The sequence below is a fragment of the Hydrogenophaga sp. genome, assembly GCF_026125785.1.
GTDB lineage: Bacteria > Pseudomonadota > Gammaproteobacteria > Burkholderiales > Burkholderiaceae_C > Hydrogenophaga.
In genome coordinates, this window is the sequence record NZ_JAHCKL010000011.1 from 73898 (window position 1) to 90540 (window position 16643).

The 16643-nt window shown below is 67.6% G+C and carries 15 protein-coding genes; 12 read left to right on the top strand and 3 right to left on the bottom strand.

The genetic code is table 11. The annotated features are described in order from the left end of the window. Positions 1-70: 70 nt before the first annotated feature. The 9 genes from KIT53_RS12245 (at position 71) to guaD (ending at position 10572) form a co-directional block, all read left to right on the top strand. Entirely contained in the window at positions 71-1015 is a 945-nt protein-coding gene (locus KIT53_RS12245; RefSeq protein ID WP_297752748.1) for a LysR family transcriptional regulator, read from the top strand. Between the two features lie 33 nt (positions 1016-1048). Further along, positions 1049-2596 (top strand): ABC transporter ATP-binding protein, encoded by a 1548-nt coding sequence (locus tag KIT53_RS12250; RefSeq protein WP_297752750.1) that lies wholly within the window; start codon positions 1049-1051, stop codon positions 2594-2596. After that, a complete protein-coding gene (locus tag KIT53_RS12255) occupies positions 2583-3641 on the top strand; it encodes an ABC transporter permease (RefSeq protein ID WP_297752752.1) in 1059 nt (352 codons plus the stop codon). Before KIT53_RS12250 ends, KIT53_RS12255 begins: the two co-directional genes overlap by 14 nt. Positions 3642-3648: 7 nt before the next feature. Further along, positions 3649-4569 (top strand): ABC transporter permease, encoded by a 921-nt coding sequence (locus tag KIT53_RS12260; protein ID WP_297752754.1) that lies wholly within the window; start codon positions 3649-3651, stop codon positions 4567-4569. A gap of 81 nt (positions 4570-4650) precedes the next feature. After that, positions 4651-5805 carry a BMP family ABC transporter substrate-binding protein gene (locus KIT53_RS12265; protein WP_297752756.1) on the top strand — a complete coding sequence of 385 codons (1155 nt, stop codon included), beginning with the start codon at positions 4651-4653 and terminating at the stop codon, positions 5803-5805. A gap of 148 nt (positions 5806-5953) precedes the next feature. Next, positions 5954-6970 carry an aromatic ring-hydroxylating dioxygenase subunit alpha gene (locus tag KIT53_RS12270; RefSeq protein WP_297752758.1) on the top strand — a complete coding sequence of 339 codons (1017 nt, stop codon included), beginning with the start codon at positions 5954-5956 and terminating at the stop codon, positions 6968-6970. Between the two features lie 29 nt (positions 6971-6999). Continuing rightward, positions 7000-8016, top strand: coding sequence for an adenosine deaminase (locus KIT53_RS12275; RefSeq protein ID WP_297752760.1), 1017 nt, complete (start codon positions 7000-7002; stop codon positions 8014-8016). 83 nt (positions 8017-8099) lie between these two features. Further along, the gene (locus KIT53_RS12280) at positions 8100-9209 is read left to right on the top strand and encodes a BMP family ABC transporter substrate-binding protein (protein ID WP_297752763.1); all 1110 of its coding nucleotides are present in this window, start codon (positions 8100-8102) and stop codon (positions 9207-9209) included. A 73-nt stretch (positions 9210-9282) separates the two neighbouring features. Further along, complete coding sequence (gene guaD, locus KIT53_RS12285) at positions 9283-10572, top strand: guanine deaminase (RefSeq protein WP_297752765.1); 1290 nt, start codon at positions 9283-9285, stop codon at positions 10570-10572. A gap of 217 nt (positions 10573-10789) precedes the next feature. Here guaD and KIT53_RS12290 read toward each other — a convergent pair whose 3' ends face one another. The 3 genes from KIT53_RS12290 to KIT53_RS12300 are packed head-to-tail and all read right to left on the bottom strand — an operon-like array spanning position 10790 to position 13779. Then, positions 10790-11788, bottom strand: a complete 999-nt coding sequence (locus tag KIT53_RS12290) for a cytochrome d ubiquinol oxidase subunit II (protein ID WP_297752767.1) — start codon at positions 11786-11788, stop codon at positions 10790-10792. 25 nt (positions 11789-11813) lie between these two features. Next, positions 11814-13166: a cytochrome ubiquinol oxidase subunit I gene (locus tag KIT53_RS12295; protein WP_297752769.1), complete on the bottom strand. Its 1353-nt coding sequence runs from the start codon at positions 13164-13166 to the stop codon at positions 11814-11816. A gap of 22 nt (positions 13167-13188) precedes the next feature. Further along, positions 13189-13779 carry a GbsR/MarR family transcriptional regulator gene (locus tag KIT53_RS12300; protein ID WP_297752771.1) on the bottom strand — a complete coding sequence of 197 codons (591 nt, stop codon included), beginning with the start codon at positions 13777-13779 and terminating at the stop codon, positions 13189-13191. Between the two features lie 104 nt (positions 13780-13883). Here KIT53_RS12300 and dcd point away from each other — a divergent pair, with 104 nt between their 5' ends. The 3 genes from dcd to KIT53_RS12315 all read left to right on the top strand — a co-directional run bounded on the left by dcd (position 13884) and on the right by KIT53_RS12315 (position 16594). Further along, on the top strand, positions 13884-14450 hold the full coding sequence (gene dcd, locus KIT53_RS12305) for a dCTP deaminase (protein ID WP_297752774.1): 567 nt from the start codon (positions 13884-13886) through the stop codon (positions 14448-14450). 63 nt (positions 14451-14513) lie between these two features. Then, the gene (locus KIT53_RS12310; RefSeq protein ID WP_297752776.1) at positions 14514-15617 is read left to right on the top strand and encodes a fatty acid desaturase; all 1104 of its coding nucleotides are present in this window, start codon (positions 14514-14516) and stop codon (positions 15615-15617) included. Between the two features lie 68 nt (positions 15618-15685). Further along, positions 15686-16594 (top strand): neutral zinc metallopeptidase, encoded by a 909-nt coding sequence (locus KIT53_RS12315; protein WP_297752778.1) that lies wholly within the window; start codon positions 15686-15688, stop codon positions 16592-16594. Positions 16595-16643 lie beyond the last annotated feature (49 nt).

Sequence of the window (16643 nt, forward strand, 5' to 3'; positions counted from 1 at the left end):
ATGGCACAACATATGCTCAGCCATATGTCCAAAATGCCCAAAACACCATTCAGCCGCATATGACATGGGTATGAAATACGGGTCCATGTTCGACAAGATTGACCTGCACCTGATCCGCGTGCTCCACACCGTGCTCACCGAGCGCAGTGTCTCGCGCGCGGCGCTGCGCCTGGGCATGTACCAGCCGGCGGTGAGTGCAGCGCTCAAGCGCCTGCGCGAACTGGCTGGCGACCCCCTTTTGGTGCGTTCGGGGTCGGGCATGGTGCCCACGGTGGCTGGCCTGCGCATGATCGAGCCGGCGGCGGACATCCTGCGCAGCGCCGAGGTGCTGTTTTCCGATGCCCGCAGCTTCGAACCCGCTACCGCCCACCACAGCTTCAGCCTGGCCGCCAGCGATTACCTGGATCCGCTGTTCCTGCCGCAACTGGTCACCCAGGTGAAGAGCCTGGCGCCGCATTGCCCGATCGACATCCACCCGCTGTCGCGCGACTCGGACTACCGCAACCACCTGGCCCAGGGCGACGTGGACGTGGTGATCGGCAACTGGGCGCAGCCTCCCGAGGACCTGCACCTGGGCCGCCTGTTCGGCGACGAGGTGGTCTGCCTGGTCTCCAGCCAGCATCCGGCAGTGCGCCGGGGCTGGGACGTGGAAGCCTGGCTGGGGGCCGAGCACATTGCGCCCACGCCCACGCGCCCCGGCGCGCGCGGCTTCATCGACGACCACCTGGCCAGCCAGGGGCTCACCCGCAACATCACCGCGCGCTGTCCGCACTTCGGGCTGATCCCGGCCATGGTGGCGGGCAGCCTGCTGGTGCTGACCACGGGGCGCCAGTATTGCGAGCGCTTCACGGGCGTGCTGCCGGTGAAGGTGCTGCCCAGTCCGGTGGCGTTCCCGCGGATGATGTACTACCAGCTCTGGCACGAACGCACCCACGCGTCCAACGCGGCGCGCTGGCTGCGAGAACAGATCAAGAGCGTGGCCGCTTCGCTCAAGCGGCCGGACGCCGAATCCTGACCGATCCCGCCCACCCCACGACCGAGGAGACCCATGACCACCCCCCGATTGCAATTGAGCGGCATCACCAAGCGCTATCCCGGTGTGGTCGCCAACAGTGGCGTCTCGCTCACGGTGGCGCCTGGCGAGGTGCATGCCGTGCTGGGCGAGAACGGCGCGGGCAAGTCCACGCTGATGAAGATCATCTACGGCTCGGTCAAGCCCGACGAGGGCTCGGTGATGTTCAACGGCAAGCCGGTGCATATCCGCAACCCGCAGGAGGCGCGCGCCCTGGGCATCAGCATGGTGTTCCAGCACTTCAGCCTGTTCGACACCATCACCGTGGCCGAGAACGTCTGGCTCGGGCTGGACAAGTCCCTCACCTTGTCGGAGGTGAGCGCGAGCATCACCGCCAAGGCAACTGAATACGGGCTGGACATCGACCCCGCGCGGCCGGTGCACACGCTCTCGGTGGGCGAGATGCAGCGGGTGGAGATCATCCGCGCGCTGCTGACCAACCCGCAACTGCTGATCCTGGATGAGCCCACCTCGGTGCTCACGCCGCAGGCGGTGGAGCGCCTGTTCGTGGTGTTGAAGAAGCTGGCGTCCGAGGGCTGCAGCATCCTGTACATCAGCCACAAGCTGCACGAGATCCGCGAGCTGTGCAACGCCTGCACGGTGCTGCGCGGCGGCCAGGTCACCGGCGTATGCGATCCGCGCCAGGAGAGCAACGCCTCGCTCTCGCGCCTGATGATCGGTGCCGAACCGCCCGCGCTGGACGTGCGCGAGCTGCATGCGGGCGAACCGGTGCTGGAGGTCAGCGGCCTGTCGCTGGCCAGCGACGATCCTTTCGGTACCGCGCTGGCCGACATCGTGCTGACCGTGCGCGCGGGCGAGGTGGTGGGCATTGCCGGCGTGTCCGGCAACGGCCAGAGCGAGCTGCTGTACGCGCTTTCGGGTGAGGACCGGCGCGCGCCGGCCGGCAGCATCCGCCTGCAGGGTCAGGACATCTCGCGCTTCAGCCCGGGGCGGCGACGTGCCCTGGGCCAGCACTTCGTGCCGGAAGAACGCCTGGGCCGGGGTGCCGTGCCCACGCTGTCGCTGGCGCAGAACCTGCTGCTCACGCGGCGCGATGCGCTCGGCTCGGGCGGCTGGATCCAGGTGGGCGCGCTCAAGGCGCAGGCGGCCGACGTGATCGCGCGCTACAAGGTCAAGGCCAACGGGCCGGATGCCGCCGCCAAGTCGCTCTCGGGCGGCAACCTGCAGAAGTTCATCGTCGGCCGCGAGATCGAGGCCAAGCCGCGGTTGCTCATCGTCAGCCAGCCGACCTGGGGCGTGGACGTGGGTGCCTCGGCGCAGATCCGCGGCCAGATCCTGGCGCTGCGCGACGCCGGCTGCGCGGTGCTGGTGGTCAGCGAAGAACTCGACGAGCTGTTCGAGATCAGCGACCGCCTGCACGTGATCGCCAAGGGCCGCCTCTCGCCCAGCCTGGACCGGGCGGCTGCCACCATAGAGCGCATCGGCGAATGGATGTCGGGCCTGTGGGATGCCCCGGCCAACGACAACCACCAGAAGAAGGAGACCGCCCATGCTGCGGCTTGAAGTCCGTCCCCAGCCCTCGGCGCGCTGGGGCTACGCCTCGCCCCTGCTGGCACTGGCCATCACGGTGGTGATCGGTGTGATCCTCTTTGCCGTGCTTGGCAAGGACCCGGTGCGCGGCCTGCAGGTGTTCTTCTGGGAACCCATCAAGAGCGGCTATGCCATCTCCGAACTGATGGTCAAGGCCACGCCGCTGCTCATCATCGCCCTGGGGCTGGCGGTGTGTTTCCGCTCCAATGTGTGGAACATCGGCGCCGAGGGGCAGTACATAGTCGGCGCGATCTTCGCCGCAGGCGTGGCGCTCACGGCCGACAAGACCACCGGCCCCTGGATCGTCGCCGCGGTGATCGCAGCCGGCGTGCTGGGCGGCATGCTCTGGGCCGGCATCACCGCGCTGCTGCGCGACCGCTTCAACGCCAACGAGATCCTGGTCAGCCTGATGCTGGTCTATGTGGCGGTGCAACTGCTCAACTTCCTGGTCTACGGCCCGTGGAAGGACCCGCAAGGCTACAACTTCCCGCAGACCAAGACCTTCGAGGCTGTGGCGCAGATACCGCGCCTGATGCAGGGCTCGCGGGTGAACATCGGCCTGCTGTTCGCGCTGGCCGGCGTGGTTGGGGTGTGGATCTTCCTGTTCCGGACCTATGCGGGTTATGCGCAACTGGTGGGTGGCCTGGCGCCTGCCGCCGCACGCTACGCCGGCTTTTCCTCGCGCAAGGCGCTGTGGATCGCCTTGCTGAGCTCGGGAGCGGCCGCCGGCCTGGCCGGTGCGCTGGAGGTCGCCGGCCCGATCGGCCAACTCACGCCCTACGTGCCGGCGGGCTACGGCTTCGCCGCCATCATCGTCGCCTTCGTCGGGCGGCTGCACCCGGTGGGCATCGTGTTCTCCGCCATCCTCATGAGCATGTTCTACATCGGCGGTGAACTCGCGCAGTCGCGCCTGGGCCTGCCCAAGTCCATCACCGGTGTGTTCCAGGGCCTGCTGTTGTTCGCACTGCTGGCCTGCGACACGCTCATCGCCTACCGCCTCGTGTGGAAAAAGAACTGAGGACGCCATGGACTCCACCGCACTTCTGATCGCCTCCTCGCTCAACGCCGGCACCGTGCTGGCCATCGCCTCGCTCGGCCTGCTCATCAATGAAAAGGCGGGCATCGTCAACCTGGGGGCCGAGGGCATGATGCTCTGCGCCGCGCTCGCGGGTTTCGCCACCGTGGTGCACACGGGAAGCTCCACGTTGGGCTTCGTGGCCGGCATGGCTGCCGGTGCGCTGCTGGCCGCCATCTTTGGCGTGCTGGTCATCTGGCTCAACACCAACCAGTACGCCACCGGCCTGGCGCTCAGCCTGTTCGGTGCGGGGTTCTCGGCCTTCGCGGGCACCGGCTATGTGCAGGAGAAACTGCCGGAACAGGTGCGCCACGCCATCCCGCTGCTGGCGGACATCCCCTTCATCGGCCCCGCGCTGTTCCGCCACCATCCCATGGTCTACATCTGTGTGGCGCTGGTGGTGTTCCTGATCTGGTTCCTTTACCGCACGCGCGCGGGCCTGGTGCTGCGCAGCGTGGGCGAAAGCCCGGAGTCCGCGCACGCGTTGGGCTATCCGGTGCGGCGCATCCGCCTGCTGGCGGTGGTGGCCGGGGGCGCGCTCTGTGGCCTGGCCGGGGCCTACGTCTCCACCGCCTACACGCCGCTGTGGGTGGAGGGCATGATCGCCGGCAAGGGCTGGATCGCGCTCGCACTCACCACCTTCGCCACCTGGCGCCCGGCGCGCGTGCTGCTGGGAGCCTACCTGTTCGGCGGCGTGACCATGCTGCAGTTCCACCTGCAAGGCATGGGCGTGAACGTGCCCAGCCAGTTCCTGACCATGATGCCCTACGTGGCGACCATCGTGGTGCTGGTGCTGATCTCGCGCAACCCGACCTGGATACGCATCAACATGCCCAGTTCCATCGGGAAACCCTTCTACCCGGGTGCATAATTTGCTAGCGACCTGGTACCCAAACCGGTATTCAACTGCGTATCGCCACTTTTCCACCACCCTCCCATTCCGAGGACTTCCATGACTGACCTGAACAAACGTTCCCTGATGAAGGTTGCCGCGCTGACCGCGCTGAGCGCCGCCGTGCTGATTGGCTGCGGCAAGAAGGAAGAGGCCGCCGCGCCCGCAGCTGCGCCGGCGCCCGCGCCGGCTGCCGAGGCGCCCAAGGCCGAGCCGCTGAAGATCGCGTTCGCCTATGTCGGCCCGGTGGGTGATGGCGGCTGGACCTTTGCCCATGACAACGGCCGCAAGGCATTGGAAAAGGAATTTGGCGACAAGGTCGTCACCAGCTTCGTGGAGAGCGTGCCCGAGAGCGCCGACGCCGAGCGCGTGATCCGCGACATGGCCTCCAACGGCAACAAGCTGATCTTCGGCACCACCTTCGGCTACATGGAGCCCATGCTCAAGGTGGCCGCCGACTTCAAGGACGTGAAGTTCGAGCACGCCACCGGCTACAAGACAGCCGAGAACATGCGCACCTACGACAGCCGCACCTACGAAGGTGCCTACATGGCTGGCGTGATCGCCGGAGGCATGACCAAGACCAACACCCTGGGCGTGGTGGCGTCGATCCCCATCCCCGAGGTGATCCGCAACATCAACAGCTTCACGCTGGGTGCGCAGTCGGTCAACCCCAAGATCAAGACCAAGGTGGTCTGGGTCAACGGCTGGTTCGATCCGCCCAAGGAAACGGAAGCCGCGACCTCGCTGCTCAACGGGGGCGCCGACATCCTGTTCCAGAACACCGACTCCTCCGCCGTGCTGCAGACCGCCGAGAAGGCCGGCAAGCGCGCCTTTGGCTGGGACTCCGACATGACCGCCTATGGCCCCAAGGCCCACCTGGGTTCGGCCATCATCAACTGGGGTCCGTACTACATCAAGGCCACCAAGGACGCGCTGGAAGGCACCTGGACCGGCAGCAGTGGTGTGTGGTGGGGCCACAAGGAAGGCGCCATCGACCTCGTCTCCATCGCCGAGGACGTGCCCGCCGAGATCAAGACCAAGATCGACACCATCAAGGCCGGCCTGAAGGACGGCAGCTTCCACCCCTGGACCGGCCCCATCGTCGATCAGGCGGGCAAGGAAGTGCTGGCCAAGGACGCCAAGGCCGACGATGCGTTCCTGGGCGGCATCAAGTTCTACGTGAAGGGCGTGGAAGGCAAAGTGCCGCAGTAAGTGAGGCATGCCCCGCCGCGCTTTGCGCGGCCCCCCTCAAGGGGGTGGCACTGGTGGCCCGTCCCGAGCTGGTCGAAGGGCGGTTCCGCAGTGTCTGCCGGGTCGCTTGGCCGCCTTCGGGCGGCCTTTGTTTTTTTCAGGGGTTCCGATGGTTGAAAAACAGCTCTGGCATCCGGTGGCTGCTTCGCGGGAAGTGCGCGATGCGCCGCTGGCGTGCACCCTGCTGGGCGAGCCGCTGGTGCTGTGGCGTGAGCCAGGGCATGGCGGCGACCGGGTGCATGCCTGGGCGGACCGTTGTCCGCACCGGGGCGCGCGCCTGTCGCTGGGGCGGGTGCTGTCCGGGGTGCGCGGGGCGCGGCTGGAGTGTCCTTACCACGGCTGGCAGTTCGGCGGCGAGGGGCGCTGCCAGCATGTGCCGGCGGCGCCGGACTTCGTGCCGCCCGCCGGACATGCGGCGCAGATGTTCGAGGCCTGCGAGCGGCATGGGCTGGTGTGGGTGCGGCTCGCGGCGCCGGAGTCGGCGCTGGCACCGGTGCTGGCCGAGCCACCGCTGTTCGCCCCCGGCGGCGAGGCCGGCTGGCGCGTGGTGCTGTGCGGCCCTTATGAGGTCGCCACCAGTGCGCCGCGCCTGGTCGAGAATTTCCTGGACCTCAGCCACTTCGGTTTCGTGCACGAGGGCTGGCTGGGTGAGCGCGGGCATGCCCAGGTGCGCACCGGCGTGGTGGAGGAGGGGGCCGCAGGCCTGGCCGTGCGCGATGCCCAGGCCTGGCAGCCGCGCGCCTATGCCGGCGCCGAACAGGGCGCATGGATCGCCTACCGCTACGAAGTGCAGCACCCGTATGCCGCCGTCCTGCGCAAGGACGCCGCCAATGGCGACCCGGTGAGCAACGCCATCGCCCTGTTCATACGGCCGGACGCACACGAGCGCTGCACCGCCTGGTTCGTCATGGCCACTTTGGGTGATGCGTCCTCCGACCGGGATCTGTTGGCGTTCCAGGACACGGTGTTCGCGCAGGACCGGCCCGTGGTGGAATCGCAGACACCGCGTGCCTTGCCGATAGGCCGCACCGCGCCCGTGACCGAGGTGCACGGCCCGGCCGACCGCGTTTCCAGCGCCTACCGGCGCTACCTCAATCGCCTGGGCATCACCCTGGGCACCACCTGACCCGCCCGAACCGGAAAGAGCGTCTCAACATGGATACCGCCGTCAATCCCGCCACCCTGGCCGCCGCCATTCCCAAGGCCGAGCTGCACATCCACATCGAAGGCTCCCTGGAGCCCGAACTGATCTTCGCGCTGGCTCAGCGCAATGGGGTGAAGCTCGCGTACCCGGACGTGCAGGCGCTGCGCGAAGCGTACGCGTTCACCAACCTGCAGAGCTTCCTGGACATCTACTACGCGGGCGCCAGCGTGCTGCTGCACGAGGCGGACTTCCACGACATGGCCTGGGCCTACTTCCTGCGTGCCAAGGCCGACAACGTGGCGCACACGGAGATCTTCTTTGACCCGCAGACCCACACCGCGCGCGGTGTGCCCATGGCCAGCGTGGTCCGGGGCCTGGCCAGTGCCTGCGAACGTGCGCACGGCGAACTGGGCATCAGCAGCGCGCTCATCCTGTGCTTCCTGCGCCACCTGAGCGAGCAGGACGCGCTCGACACGCTGGAGGCGGCGCTGCCGCTGCGTGAGCATTTCATTGGCGTGGGGCTGGACTCCAGCGAGGTCGGGCACCCGCCCTCGAAGTTCTCGCGCGTGTTCGCGCGCTGCCGCGAACTCGGTCTGCGGGTGGTGGCGCACGCGGGCGAAGAGGGCCCACCCGAATACATCTGGGAAGCGCTCGACGATCTGAAGGCCGAGCGCATCGACCACGGCGTGCGCAGCCTGGAAGACCCGGCACTGGTGGCCGAACTGGCCCGGCGGCGTACGCCGCTGACCGTGTGCCCGCTCTCCAACCTCAAGCTGTGCGTGGTGAAAGACCTGGCCGACCACCCGATGAAGCGCCTGCTCGACGCCGGCCTGTGCGCCACCGTCAACTCCGACGACCCGGCCTACTTTGGCGGTTACCTGAACGCCAACTTCGTGCGAACGGTACAGGCGCTGGACCTCTCGCGCGAAGACGTCATCACCCTCGCACGCAACAGCTTCGAGGCCAGCTTCGTGAGCGACACCCGCCGCCAGGAACTCATGGCGCTGCTGGAGGCCGCGACCGGCTGAGGCCGACGGGTAAAATCCGCCGCAGCGAGCCGGTGCTTCCCTGGCTCGCTTTTTCATTCACGGAAGCCATGTAGAGGAACACCATGTACAAAAACCTCGTGGCCCGGTGCGCCTTCGGCGTGCTGGCGGCCGCCAGCTTTTCAGTCCTTCCCCCAACCCTGCACGCGCAGCCCTTGGCAGCCACGGCGCCGCTGAAGGCGGCCTTTGTCTATGTGGCGCCCCTCACCGACGCCGGCTGGGTGCGCCAGCACGAGCAAGGCCGTCTGGCGGTGCAGGCCGCGCTGGGTGGCCGCGTGGACACGCGTTACGTGGAGAACGTGCCCGAGGGGCCCGACGCCGAGCGCGTGATACGCGACCTCGCCCAGCAGGGCGCGCGCATCATCTTCACGCCCAGCTTCGGCTACATGGAGCCCACGCTCAAGGTGGCGCGCGAATTCCCGGACGTGAAGTTCGAGTCCATCACCGGCTACAAGACCGCGCCCAACGTGGCCACCGCGAATGCGCGCTACTACGAGGGCCGGTACCTGGCAGGCGTGGCGGCCGGGCGCATGGCCACGCAGGCTGGCTACGTGGCGGGCTTTCCCATTCCCGAGGTGATCCAGGGCATCAATGCCTTCACGCTGGGCATGCGCTCGGTCAACCCGCGCGCCACCGTCAAGGTGGTGTGGCTGGGCGAGTGGTTCAACCCGCCGCGCGAGCGCGACGCGGCGATGGCGCTGATGAACCAGGGCGCCGAGGTGCTGGCCTTCCACACCGGCTCCACCGCCGTCATGGTCGCCGCGCAGGAGCGCGGCCGGCTCGCCGTGGCCTACCACTCGGACATGCGCCGCGTCGCGCCCGATGCGCAGGTGGTGGCGGTCACGCACCGCTGGGGCGACTATTACACACGCCGCGTGCAGGCGGTGCTGGACGGCACCTGGCAGAGCGGCAGCGTCTGGGGTGGTGTGAAGGACGGCATGATCCGTGTGGAAGCCTTTGGCAGCAAGGTGCCCGCGGCGGTGCGCGACGAGGTGCAAGCCCGCCAGGCCGAGATGGAGACCGGCCGGCTGCCGGTGTTCGCAGCACCGCGCACCTCGCCGGTGCGCGACAACCAGGGGCGGACCGTGATCGAAGCCGGCCAAAGCCTGGGCGATGCGCAGATCCTGAGCATGAACTGGCTGGTGGAAGGCGTGCAGGGCAGCGTGGACCGCTGAACGCGCAGCCGGGTATGGGCCTTATCGGCGGCTCCGTATGCCGGGCCGCGCCACAGGCGTTAAGCTCGCCGGCATGAGAGCCTACCGCGCCGCGATCCTGCGTTTCGCCGACGACCATTCCCCCCTCTACGAAGCCGACGGCCTGCTGGTGGTCGGCCCCGATGCGCAAGGCCGTCGTGTGGTGCGAGCGGTGGGAGACCATGCGGCGCTGGTCGGCAACTACCCAGGCCTGGCGGTGGAAGACCTGCGCGGCAAGCTCATCGCGCCGGGCTTCATCGACCTGCATGTGCACTACCCACAGACCGACGTGATCGGCGCGCCGGCGGCGGGTCTGCTGCCCTGGCTGGAGAACTACACCTTCCCCCACGAGACCCGCTTTGCCGACCCGGCGCATGCGGCCGAGGTGGCCGAGGTGTTCCTGGACGAGCTGGCCCGCCACGGCGTGACCACGGCATTGGCCTTCTCAACCTCGCACCCGGCTTCGGTGGATGCGATCTTCGAGAAGGCGCGCGCACGCGGTCTGCGCTTCATCACCGGCAAGGTGCTGCAGGACCGGCACAGCCCCGATGGCGTGCGCGACGAGACCGAGCAGAGCCTGATCGACACCGAGGCGCTGATCCAGCGCTGGCACGGCGTGGATCGCCTGGGCTACGCCATCACGCCGCGCTTTGCGCCCACCAGCACGCCGGCGCAGTTGCGCGGCGCGGGTGAACTCGCCGCGAAGTACCCGGACGTGTGGATCCAGTCGCACGTGGCGGAGAACCGCGACGAGGTGCGCTGGGCGGCCGAGCTGTTTCCCGAGTCGCGCAGCTACCTGGGCGTGTACGGCGACTTCGGCCTGCTGCGCGAGCGCGCGGTGTACGCCCACTGCATCCACCTGGATCAGGCGGACCGTGAACTGATGGCCTCCACCGGGACCGTGGCGGCGGTCAGCCCCACGAGCAATCTGTTCCTGGGCAGCGGCTTCTTCGACTACGCCGCGGCCGATGCGGCGGGCATGCGCTACGGCCTGGCCAGCGACGTCGGCGGAGGCACCAGCTTCTCGCCCTTCCACACCATGCTGGCCGCCTACTGCGTGGGCCGCGAAGGCCAGACCAAGCCGGGGCTCAGCCTCACACCGGGCCAGCTCTGGTGGCAGCACACGGCAGGCGCGGCGCGCGCACTGGGCCTGGAAGGCGTGGTGGGCAACCTGCAGCCGGGCCACGAGGCCGACTTCGTGGTGCTCAACCCCCAGGCCACGCCCCTGCTCGCGCGCAAGACCGCACAGGCCGACAGCCTCGACGAACTGCTGTTCGCACTGATCGTGCTGGGCGACGACCGCGTGGTCGAACGCACCACCATCGCCGCGGCGCAGCACAGGTAGGCCAGACCGAGGAAGACCTTCTCTCTCCAGGCCACAGTCCCCAAAGGCGCCACACCGGCCCAAGGAAGACCCTCACCCCCCAAGGCCGCGCAGCGAGGCCAAAGTCCCCAGAGGCACCGAGGGTCCGGCTCCGCCGGCCCAAGGTGCCGTCCCCCCTCGAAGCGCCGAAGGCGCGCCACGGAGGGGGGAAGCCGCGCAGCGGCGCAGGGGGGTGTTTTCAGTGATACGTCAGGGCCCGCGCCTTGCCCCAGAACACCCGGTACATGTAGGCCGTGTACACGATGATCACCGGCAGCGTGATGGCCACGCCGATGAAGACCACGGTGAGCGAGCCGGTGGAGATGGCGGCATCCCAGACGTTCAGGTGCCCGATCACGATGTCCGGAAAGATGCTGTAGGCCAGGCCGAAGAAGGCCAGCACGAAGATCAGCACCGTGGCGGCGAACACCACCCAGCCGTAGCCGGCCCTCACGACCTCCGGATGCGTCACCACCCAGCGCACCGCGAAGAAGGCAATCGCGCAGGTCAGCGGGACCGGCAGCAGGGCGAAGAGTTCGGGCACGCTGAACCATTTGGCGAACACCGACGGGCTGGCCAGCGGCGTGGCCATGGAGATCGCCACCAGCGCCACGCCCATGGGCCAGAGCACGCGGCGCGCCCAGTGCACGGCCCGCTGTTGCAGTTCACCCTCGGTCTTCATGATCAGCCAGCCAGCCCCGAGCAGGATGTAGGCCGCCGGCAGCGTCAGCGCGATGCCCAGGCTGAAGGCCAGGCCCAGTGACCCGCGTTCGAAGCCGGTGATGTAGCTGCCCAGCATCCAACCTTGGGCCATGCTGGCCAGCAGCGAGCCGGCGAAGAACGCGCGGTTCCAGAAGGGTTTGTAGGGGGCGGGCGCTTTCACGCGGAAGTCGAAGGCCACGCCGCGCAGGATCAGCCCCACCAGCATCGCCGCCGCCGGCAGGTACAGCGCCTGCAGCACGACGCCGTAGGCCACGGGAAACGCCACCAGCAACACGCCCACGCCCAGCACCAGCCAGGTCTCGTTGGCATCCCAGAAAGGGCCGATGCTGGCGATCATGGTGTCCTTCTGCGTGTCGTTGGCCAGGGGCAGCAACAGCCCGACGCCGAGGTCGTAGCCGTCCAGGATCACGTAGGCCAGCAGCGCCAGACCCATCACGGCCAGAAAGATCAGGGGCAGGACATAGGCCCAGGTCATGTGCGTTCTCCTTCGGTTCCGTATGTCAGACGCCGGCCTTGCCCAACTCGCCGTGCGGCGCCTCGGGAGCCGGGTGCACAGGGTGTTCGGCCATGTACTTGAGCACGCCCACGTAGGTGATCAGCAGCAGACCGTACACCACCAGGTAGGCGGTCAGCGTGAGCGCGATCATCGGCGGCGCGATCTGCGTGGCGACCTCGCTGGTGCGCAGCAGGCCGTAGACGATGAAGGGCTGGCGGCCGATTTCGGTCACGTACCAGCCGGCGAGCGTGGCCAGCCAGCCGGAGAAGGTCATGCCGGTGAGCGTCCACAGCAGCGGACGGGACAGCACGGCCTTGCGTCCGCGCTGGCGCCACAGCGTCCAGGCGCCCCACCAGGCCACCAGCAGCATGAGCGTGCCCACGCCGACCATGATGCGAAAGCCCCAGAACACCGGCGCCACCGGCGGGTGCGCGCCCGGGAATTCGTTCAGGCCCTTGAGTTCGGCGTTGATGTCGTGCGCCAGGATCAGGCTCGCCGCCTTGGGAATCTTCAGCGCGTAGTGCGTGGTGCCGGCGGCTTCGTCGGGCCAGCCCAGCAGCGTGAGCGGTGCGCTTTTCTCGGTGTGCCAGATGCCTTCCAGCGCGGCGATCTTGGCGGGCTGGTGCTCCAGGGTGTTCAGGCCATGCATGTCGCCGGCCAGGAACTGCAGTGGCATGGCCACGCTGGCGGCCACGATGGCGGTGCGCAAGGCTTTGTGCGTGCCGGCGGTGGCGCGGTTCTTGAGCAATTGCCAGGCACACAAGCCGGCTATCAGGAACGACGCGGTGAGCGTGGACGCCAGGAGCTTGTGCGCGAAGCGGTAGGGGAAGGAGGGGTTGAAGACAATGGCCAGCCAGTCGGTGGCCATGAACTTGCCGTCCACGATCTCATAGCCGGCCGGCGTCTGCATCCACGAATTCAGGCTCAGGATCCAGAACGCCGACAGCGTGGTCCCCAGAGCGACCAGGAAGGTGGCGGCCAGGTGCACGCGCTCGCTCACACGGCCGCGCCCGAACAGCATGATGCCCAGGAAGCTGGCCTCCAGGAAGAAGGCGGTGAGCACCTCGTAGCCCAGCAGCGGGCCGGCGATGTTGCCGGTCTTCTCCATGAAGCCCGGCCAGTTGGTTCCGAACTGGAAACTCATGACGATGCCAGACACCACGCCCAGTGCGAAGGTCAGCGCGAACACCTTGGTCCAGAAGTAGTAGGCCTCTTCCCAGGCCGGGTCGCGGGTCTTCACGAAGCGCAGGCGGAAAAACAGCAGGAACCAGCACAGTGCGATGGTGATGGTGGGAAAGAGGATGTGAAAACTGATGTTGGCCGCGAACTGGATGCGCGACAGGATCAGGGCGTCCATGGCAGGTTCCTCGTGGTGTGTTTCAGGCGGCCTTGTCGCCGCGGCTGCTGCCGCTCGAAGACTTGCCCGTCAGGCGGTCCTTGAACTCCAGCACGCGCGTGACCGTGGCACCCATGCCCATGAGTTGCATCGCGGTTTCGGGAGCGAGCTTCTGCACGTCGTCGAACCAGGTCATGAGCCGGTCGATCAGGTCGTGCATCTCGCGCATGCGTGCCTGCGCATGGCGTTCCGCGTCGCTCTTGGGCGTTTCCAGCAAGGCCGTGCGCAGCATCGACAGCGTGGGCTCCACCTCGCGGCGGCGACGCTCTTCTGCCAGCACGCGGAAGATCTCCCACACGTCCGCGGGCGCCTCGAAGTACTCGCGCCGGTCGCCCGGCTGGTGGCGCAGGCGCACCAGACGCCAGGCCTGCAGCTCCTTGAGCCCCATGCTTACGTTGGAACGCGAGAACTCCAGCGTGTCGGCGATCTCGTCCGCGTTGAGCGGCCGGGGTGAAATGAACAGCAGGGCATAGATCTGCCCCACGGTGCGGTTGATGCCCCAGCGCGAGCCCATTTCGCCGAAGTGGGCGACGAACTCGCGGTTGAGCGGTGGCAGATGATCTTGCAGCGGCATGGCCGGGACTCTATCCGGTCACAACTGAATTTTCAGTAATTACTGAAAATTCACGAAATTCCGTGGGGTTATTGGCCTGGTCGACATCCCTACAATGGCCGCCCATGAGCATCAAAAGCGACAAGTGGATCCGCCGCATGGCCGAGCAGCACGGCCTCATCGAGCCGTTCGAGCCCGGCCAGGTGCGTGCGGTGGACGGCAAGAAGGTCATCAGCTACGGCACCAGCAGCTACGGCTACGACATCCGCTGCGCGCCCGAATTCAAGGTGTTCACCAACATCCACAGCACGGTGGTGGACCCGAAGAACTTCGATGAGAAGAGCTTCGTGGACATTCATGCCGACGTCTGCATCATCCCGCCCAACAGCTTCGCGCTGGCGCGGACCATGGAGTATTTCCGCATCCCGCGCAACGTGCTCACCATCTGCCTGGGCAAGAGCACGTACGCGCGCTGCGGCATCATCGTCAACGTCACGCCCTTCGAGCCCGAATGGGAGGGCTATGTGACGCTGGAGTTCAGCAACACCACGCCGCTGCCGGCCAAGATCTACGCGGGCGAAGGCTGCGCCCAGGTGCTGTTCTTCGAGAGCGACGAAGTCTGCGAGACCTCCTACAAAGACCGCGGCGGCAAGTACCAGGGGCAGGTCGGGGTCACGCTCCCCAAGGCCTGATGGCGCCCCAACCTTGACCTGGGTCAAATTCGGCGGCGGCGCACGGGGCTAGCATCCCGCCCCATGTCCCGCATGCCCCCCCGCCTCGAACGCCCCGACCCCATTCCCGCCAGCGAACCGCTGCCGCACCGCAAGGTGATCCGCGACTGGCTCAAGCCCATCGTGGAGCGCCGCACCGCCACCGGCATCGCTCTGCTGGTGCTGGACTGGTGCCTTTTCGCCGCCCTCATGGCGGGTACGGTGCTGCTGGCGGCCTGGTGGGCCAAGCTGCTGTGCGGCCTGGGAGCGGGCTTCATGATCGGGCGGCTGTTCATCATCGGCCATGACGCCTGCCACCAGAGCTACACGCCGCACCGCCGGCTCAACCGCGTGCTGGGACGCATCGCCATGGTGCCCTCGCTCACACCCTACAGCCTGTGGGAGGTGGGCCACAACGTGGTGCACCACGGCTACACCAACCTCAAGGGCGTGGACTTCGTCTGGGCGCCGCTGACGCGCGAGGAATTCGACGCGCTCTCGCCCATGGGCCGTGCCATGGAGCGTGCGTACCGCAGCGGCTTCGGACCAGCGCTTTACTACCTGGTGGAAATGTGGTGGCGCCGCATGTTTTTCCCGAGCAAGACCTACATGGGCACGCGCAGGCCCGAGTTCGTCTGGGACGGTGTGTTCGTACTGGCGTCGGCCGCCCTGTGGATCGGGGCGCTGGTGGGCGCGGCGTTCGCCACCGGGCAGTCGCCGTGGCTGCTGCTGGCCATGGGTTTCGCGGTGCCCTTCCTGTTCTGGAACGCCATGATCGGCTTCGTGGTCTATGTGCACCACACGCACACCGCCGTGCAGTGGCACGACGACAAGCTGGCGTGGGCCAAGGCGGCGCCTTTCGTGTCCACCACCGTGCACCTGACCTTCCCGTTGCGCATCGGCGCGCTGCTGCACCACATCATGGAGCACACCGCCCACCACGTGGACATGAGCATCCCGCTGTACCGGCTCAAGGGCGCGCAAAGGCTGCTGGAAGACGCGCTGCCCGGCCGCATCATCGTGCAACGGTTCTCCTGGCGCTGGTACTTTGATACCGCTCGCCGCTGCAAGCTCTACGACTTCGGTCGCCGCTGCTGGACCGACTTCCAGGGCCGTCCGACCAGCCCGGTCAGCGCCGCCAGCGCCTGAGCGGCCCGCCGGCCGCCCCATAATGCCGATACCGGCAGCCGTATGAGGCTGCGCGAGGAGGCTGTGCCATGAAGTGGGAAAACAACCGGGAATCGGACCAGATCGAAGACCGCCGCGACCAGGGCGGCATGGGCATGGGGGGGCTGGGTGGTGGCGGACGCCGGGTGGGCGGACGCGGGCTGGGCCTGGGCACCATCGCCATCGCGCTGGTCGCCGGGTGGATCTTCGGCATCAACCCCATGACCATTCTGGGCGCGCTGAGCGGCGCCGGGGACGTGATGTCACCCGCGCCGGTGGAGACATCGCAGCCCAGCACGCCGGCGCAGGCCCCTACCGACGAGATGGGCCGTTTCGTGGCGTCCGTGCTTGGCGGCACCGAGGATGTCTGGGACCAGGTTTTCCAGCAGGCTGGCGCGCAGTACCAGAAGCCGCGCCTGGTGCTGTTCCGTGGCGCCACGCCCACCGCCTGTGGCACCGGGCAGTCCGCGATGGGTCCTTTCTATTGCCCGGCCGACCAGCGCGTCTACATCGACCTGAGCTTCTACGACACGCTGCGCCGCCAGCTCGGCGCGCCGGGCGACTTCGCGCAGGCCTATGTGATCGCCCATGAGGTGGGTCATCACGTGCAAAACCTCATGGGCATCACCGACCAGATGGAGAAGTTGCGTTCGCGACTGAGCGAGCGTGAGTACAACGCCATGTCGGTGCGGCTGGAGCTGCAGGCCGATTGCTTCGCCGGTTTGTGGGCGCACCACAACCAGAAGAGCCGCGCGATCCTGGAGCCGGGCGATGTGGAAGAGGCCCTGAACGCTGCCGCCGCCATCGGTGACGACGCTCTGCAGCGCAAGAGCCAGGGCCAGGTCGTGCCCGACAGCTTCACCCACGGCACCAGCATCCAGCGCCAGCGCTGGTTCAACGCCGGCCTGCAGACGGGCAGCGTGCAGGCCTGCGACACGTTCAAGGCGAAAACGCTGTAGAGACTCACCGTTTTCGGCCGATTCGGCCCGAGGTGCGACAATACGGGGC

Coding starts and splice junctions, on each gene's coding strand:
- KIT53_RS12250 (WP_297752750.1), top strand. CDS start 1,049: ATGACCACCCCCCGATTGCAATTGAGCGGCATCACCAAGCGCTATCCC.
- KIT53_RS12310 (WP_297752776.1), top strand. CDS start 14,514: ATGTCCCGCATGCCCCCCCGCCTCGAACGCCCCGACCCCATTCCCGCC.
- KIT53_RS12295 (WP_297752769.1), bottom strand. CDS start 13,166: ATGGACGCCCTGATCCTGTCGCGCATCCAGTTCGCGGCCAACATCAGT.
- KIT53_RS12290 (WP_297752767.1), bottom strand. CDS start 11,788: ATGACCTGGGCCTATGTCCTGCCCCTGATCTTTCTGGCCGTGATGGGT.
- KIT53_RS12275 (WP_297752760.1), top strand. CDS start 7,000: ATGGATACCGCCGTCAATCCCGCCACCCTGGCCGCCGCCATTCCCAAG.
- KIT53_RS12280 (WP_297752763.1), top strand. CDS start 8,100: ATGTACAAAAACCTCGTGGCCCGGTGCGCCTTCGGCGTGCTGGCGGCC.
- KIT53_RS12255 (WP_297752752.1), top strand. CDS start 2,583: ATGCTGCGGCTTGAAGTCCGTCCCCAGCCCTCGGCGCGCTGGGGCTAC.
- guaD (WP_297752765.1), top strand. CDS start 9,283: ATGAGAGCCTACCGCGCCGCGATCCTGCGTTTCGCCGACGACCATTCC.
- KIT53_RS12300 (WP_297752771.1), bottom strand. CDS start 13,779: ATGCCGCTGCAAGATCATCTGCCACCGCTCAACCGCGAGTTCGTCGCC.
- KIT53_RS12270 (WP_297752758.1), top strand. CDS start 5,954: ATGGTTGAAAAACAGCTCTGGCATCCGGTGGCTGCTTCGCGGGAAGTG.
- KIT53_RS12260 (WP_297752754.1), top strand. CDS start 3,649: ATGGACTCCACCGCACTTCTGATCGCCTCCTCGCTCAACGCCGGCACC.
- KIT53_RS12315 (WP_297752778.1), top strand. CDS start 15,686: ATGAAGTGGGAAAACAACCGGGAATCGGACCAGATCGAAGACCGCCGC.
- dcd (WP_297752774.1), top strand. CDS start 13,884: ATGAGCATCAAAAGCGACAAGTGGATCCGCCGCATGGCCGAGCAGCAC.
- KIT53_RS12265 (WP_297752756.1), top strand. CDS start 4,651: ATGACTGACCTGAACAAACGTTCCCTGATGAAGGTTGCCGCGCTGACC.
- KIT53_RS12245 (WP_297752748.1), top strand. CDS start 71: ATGAAATACGGGTCCATGTTCGACAAGATTGACCTGCACCTGATCCGC.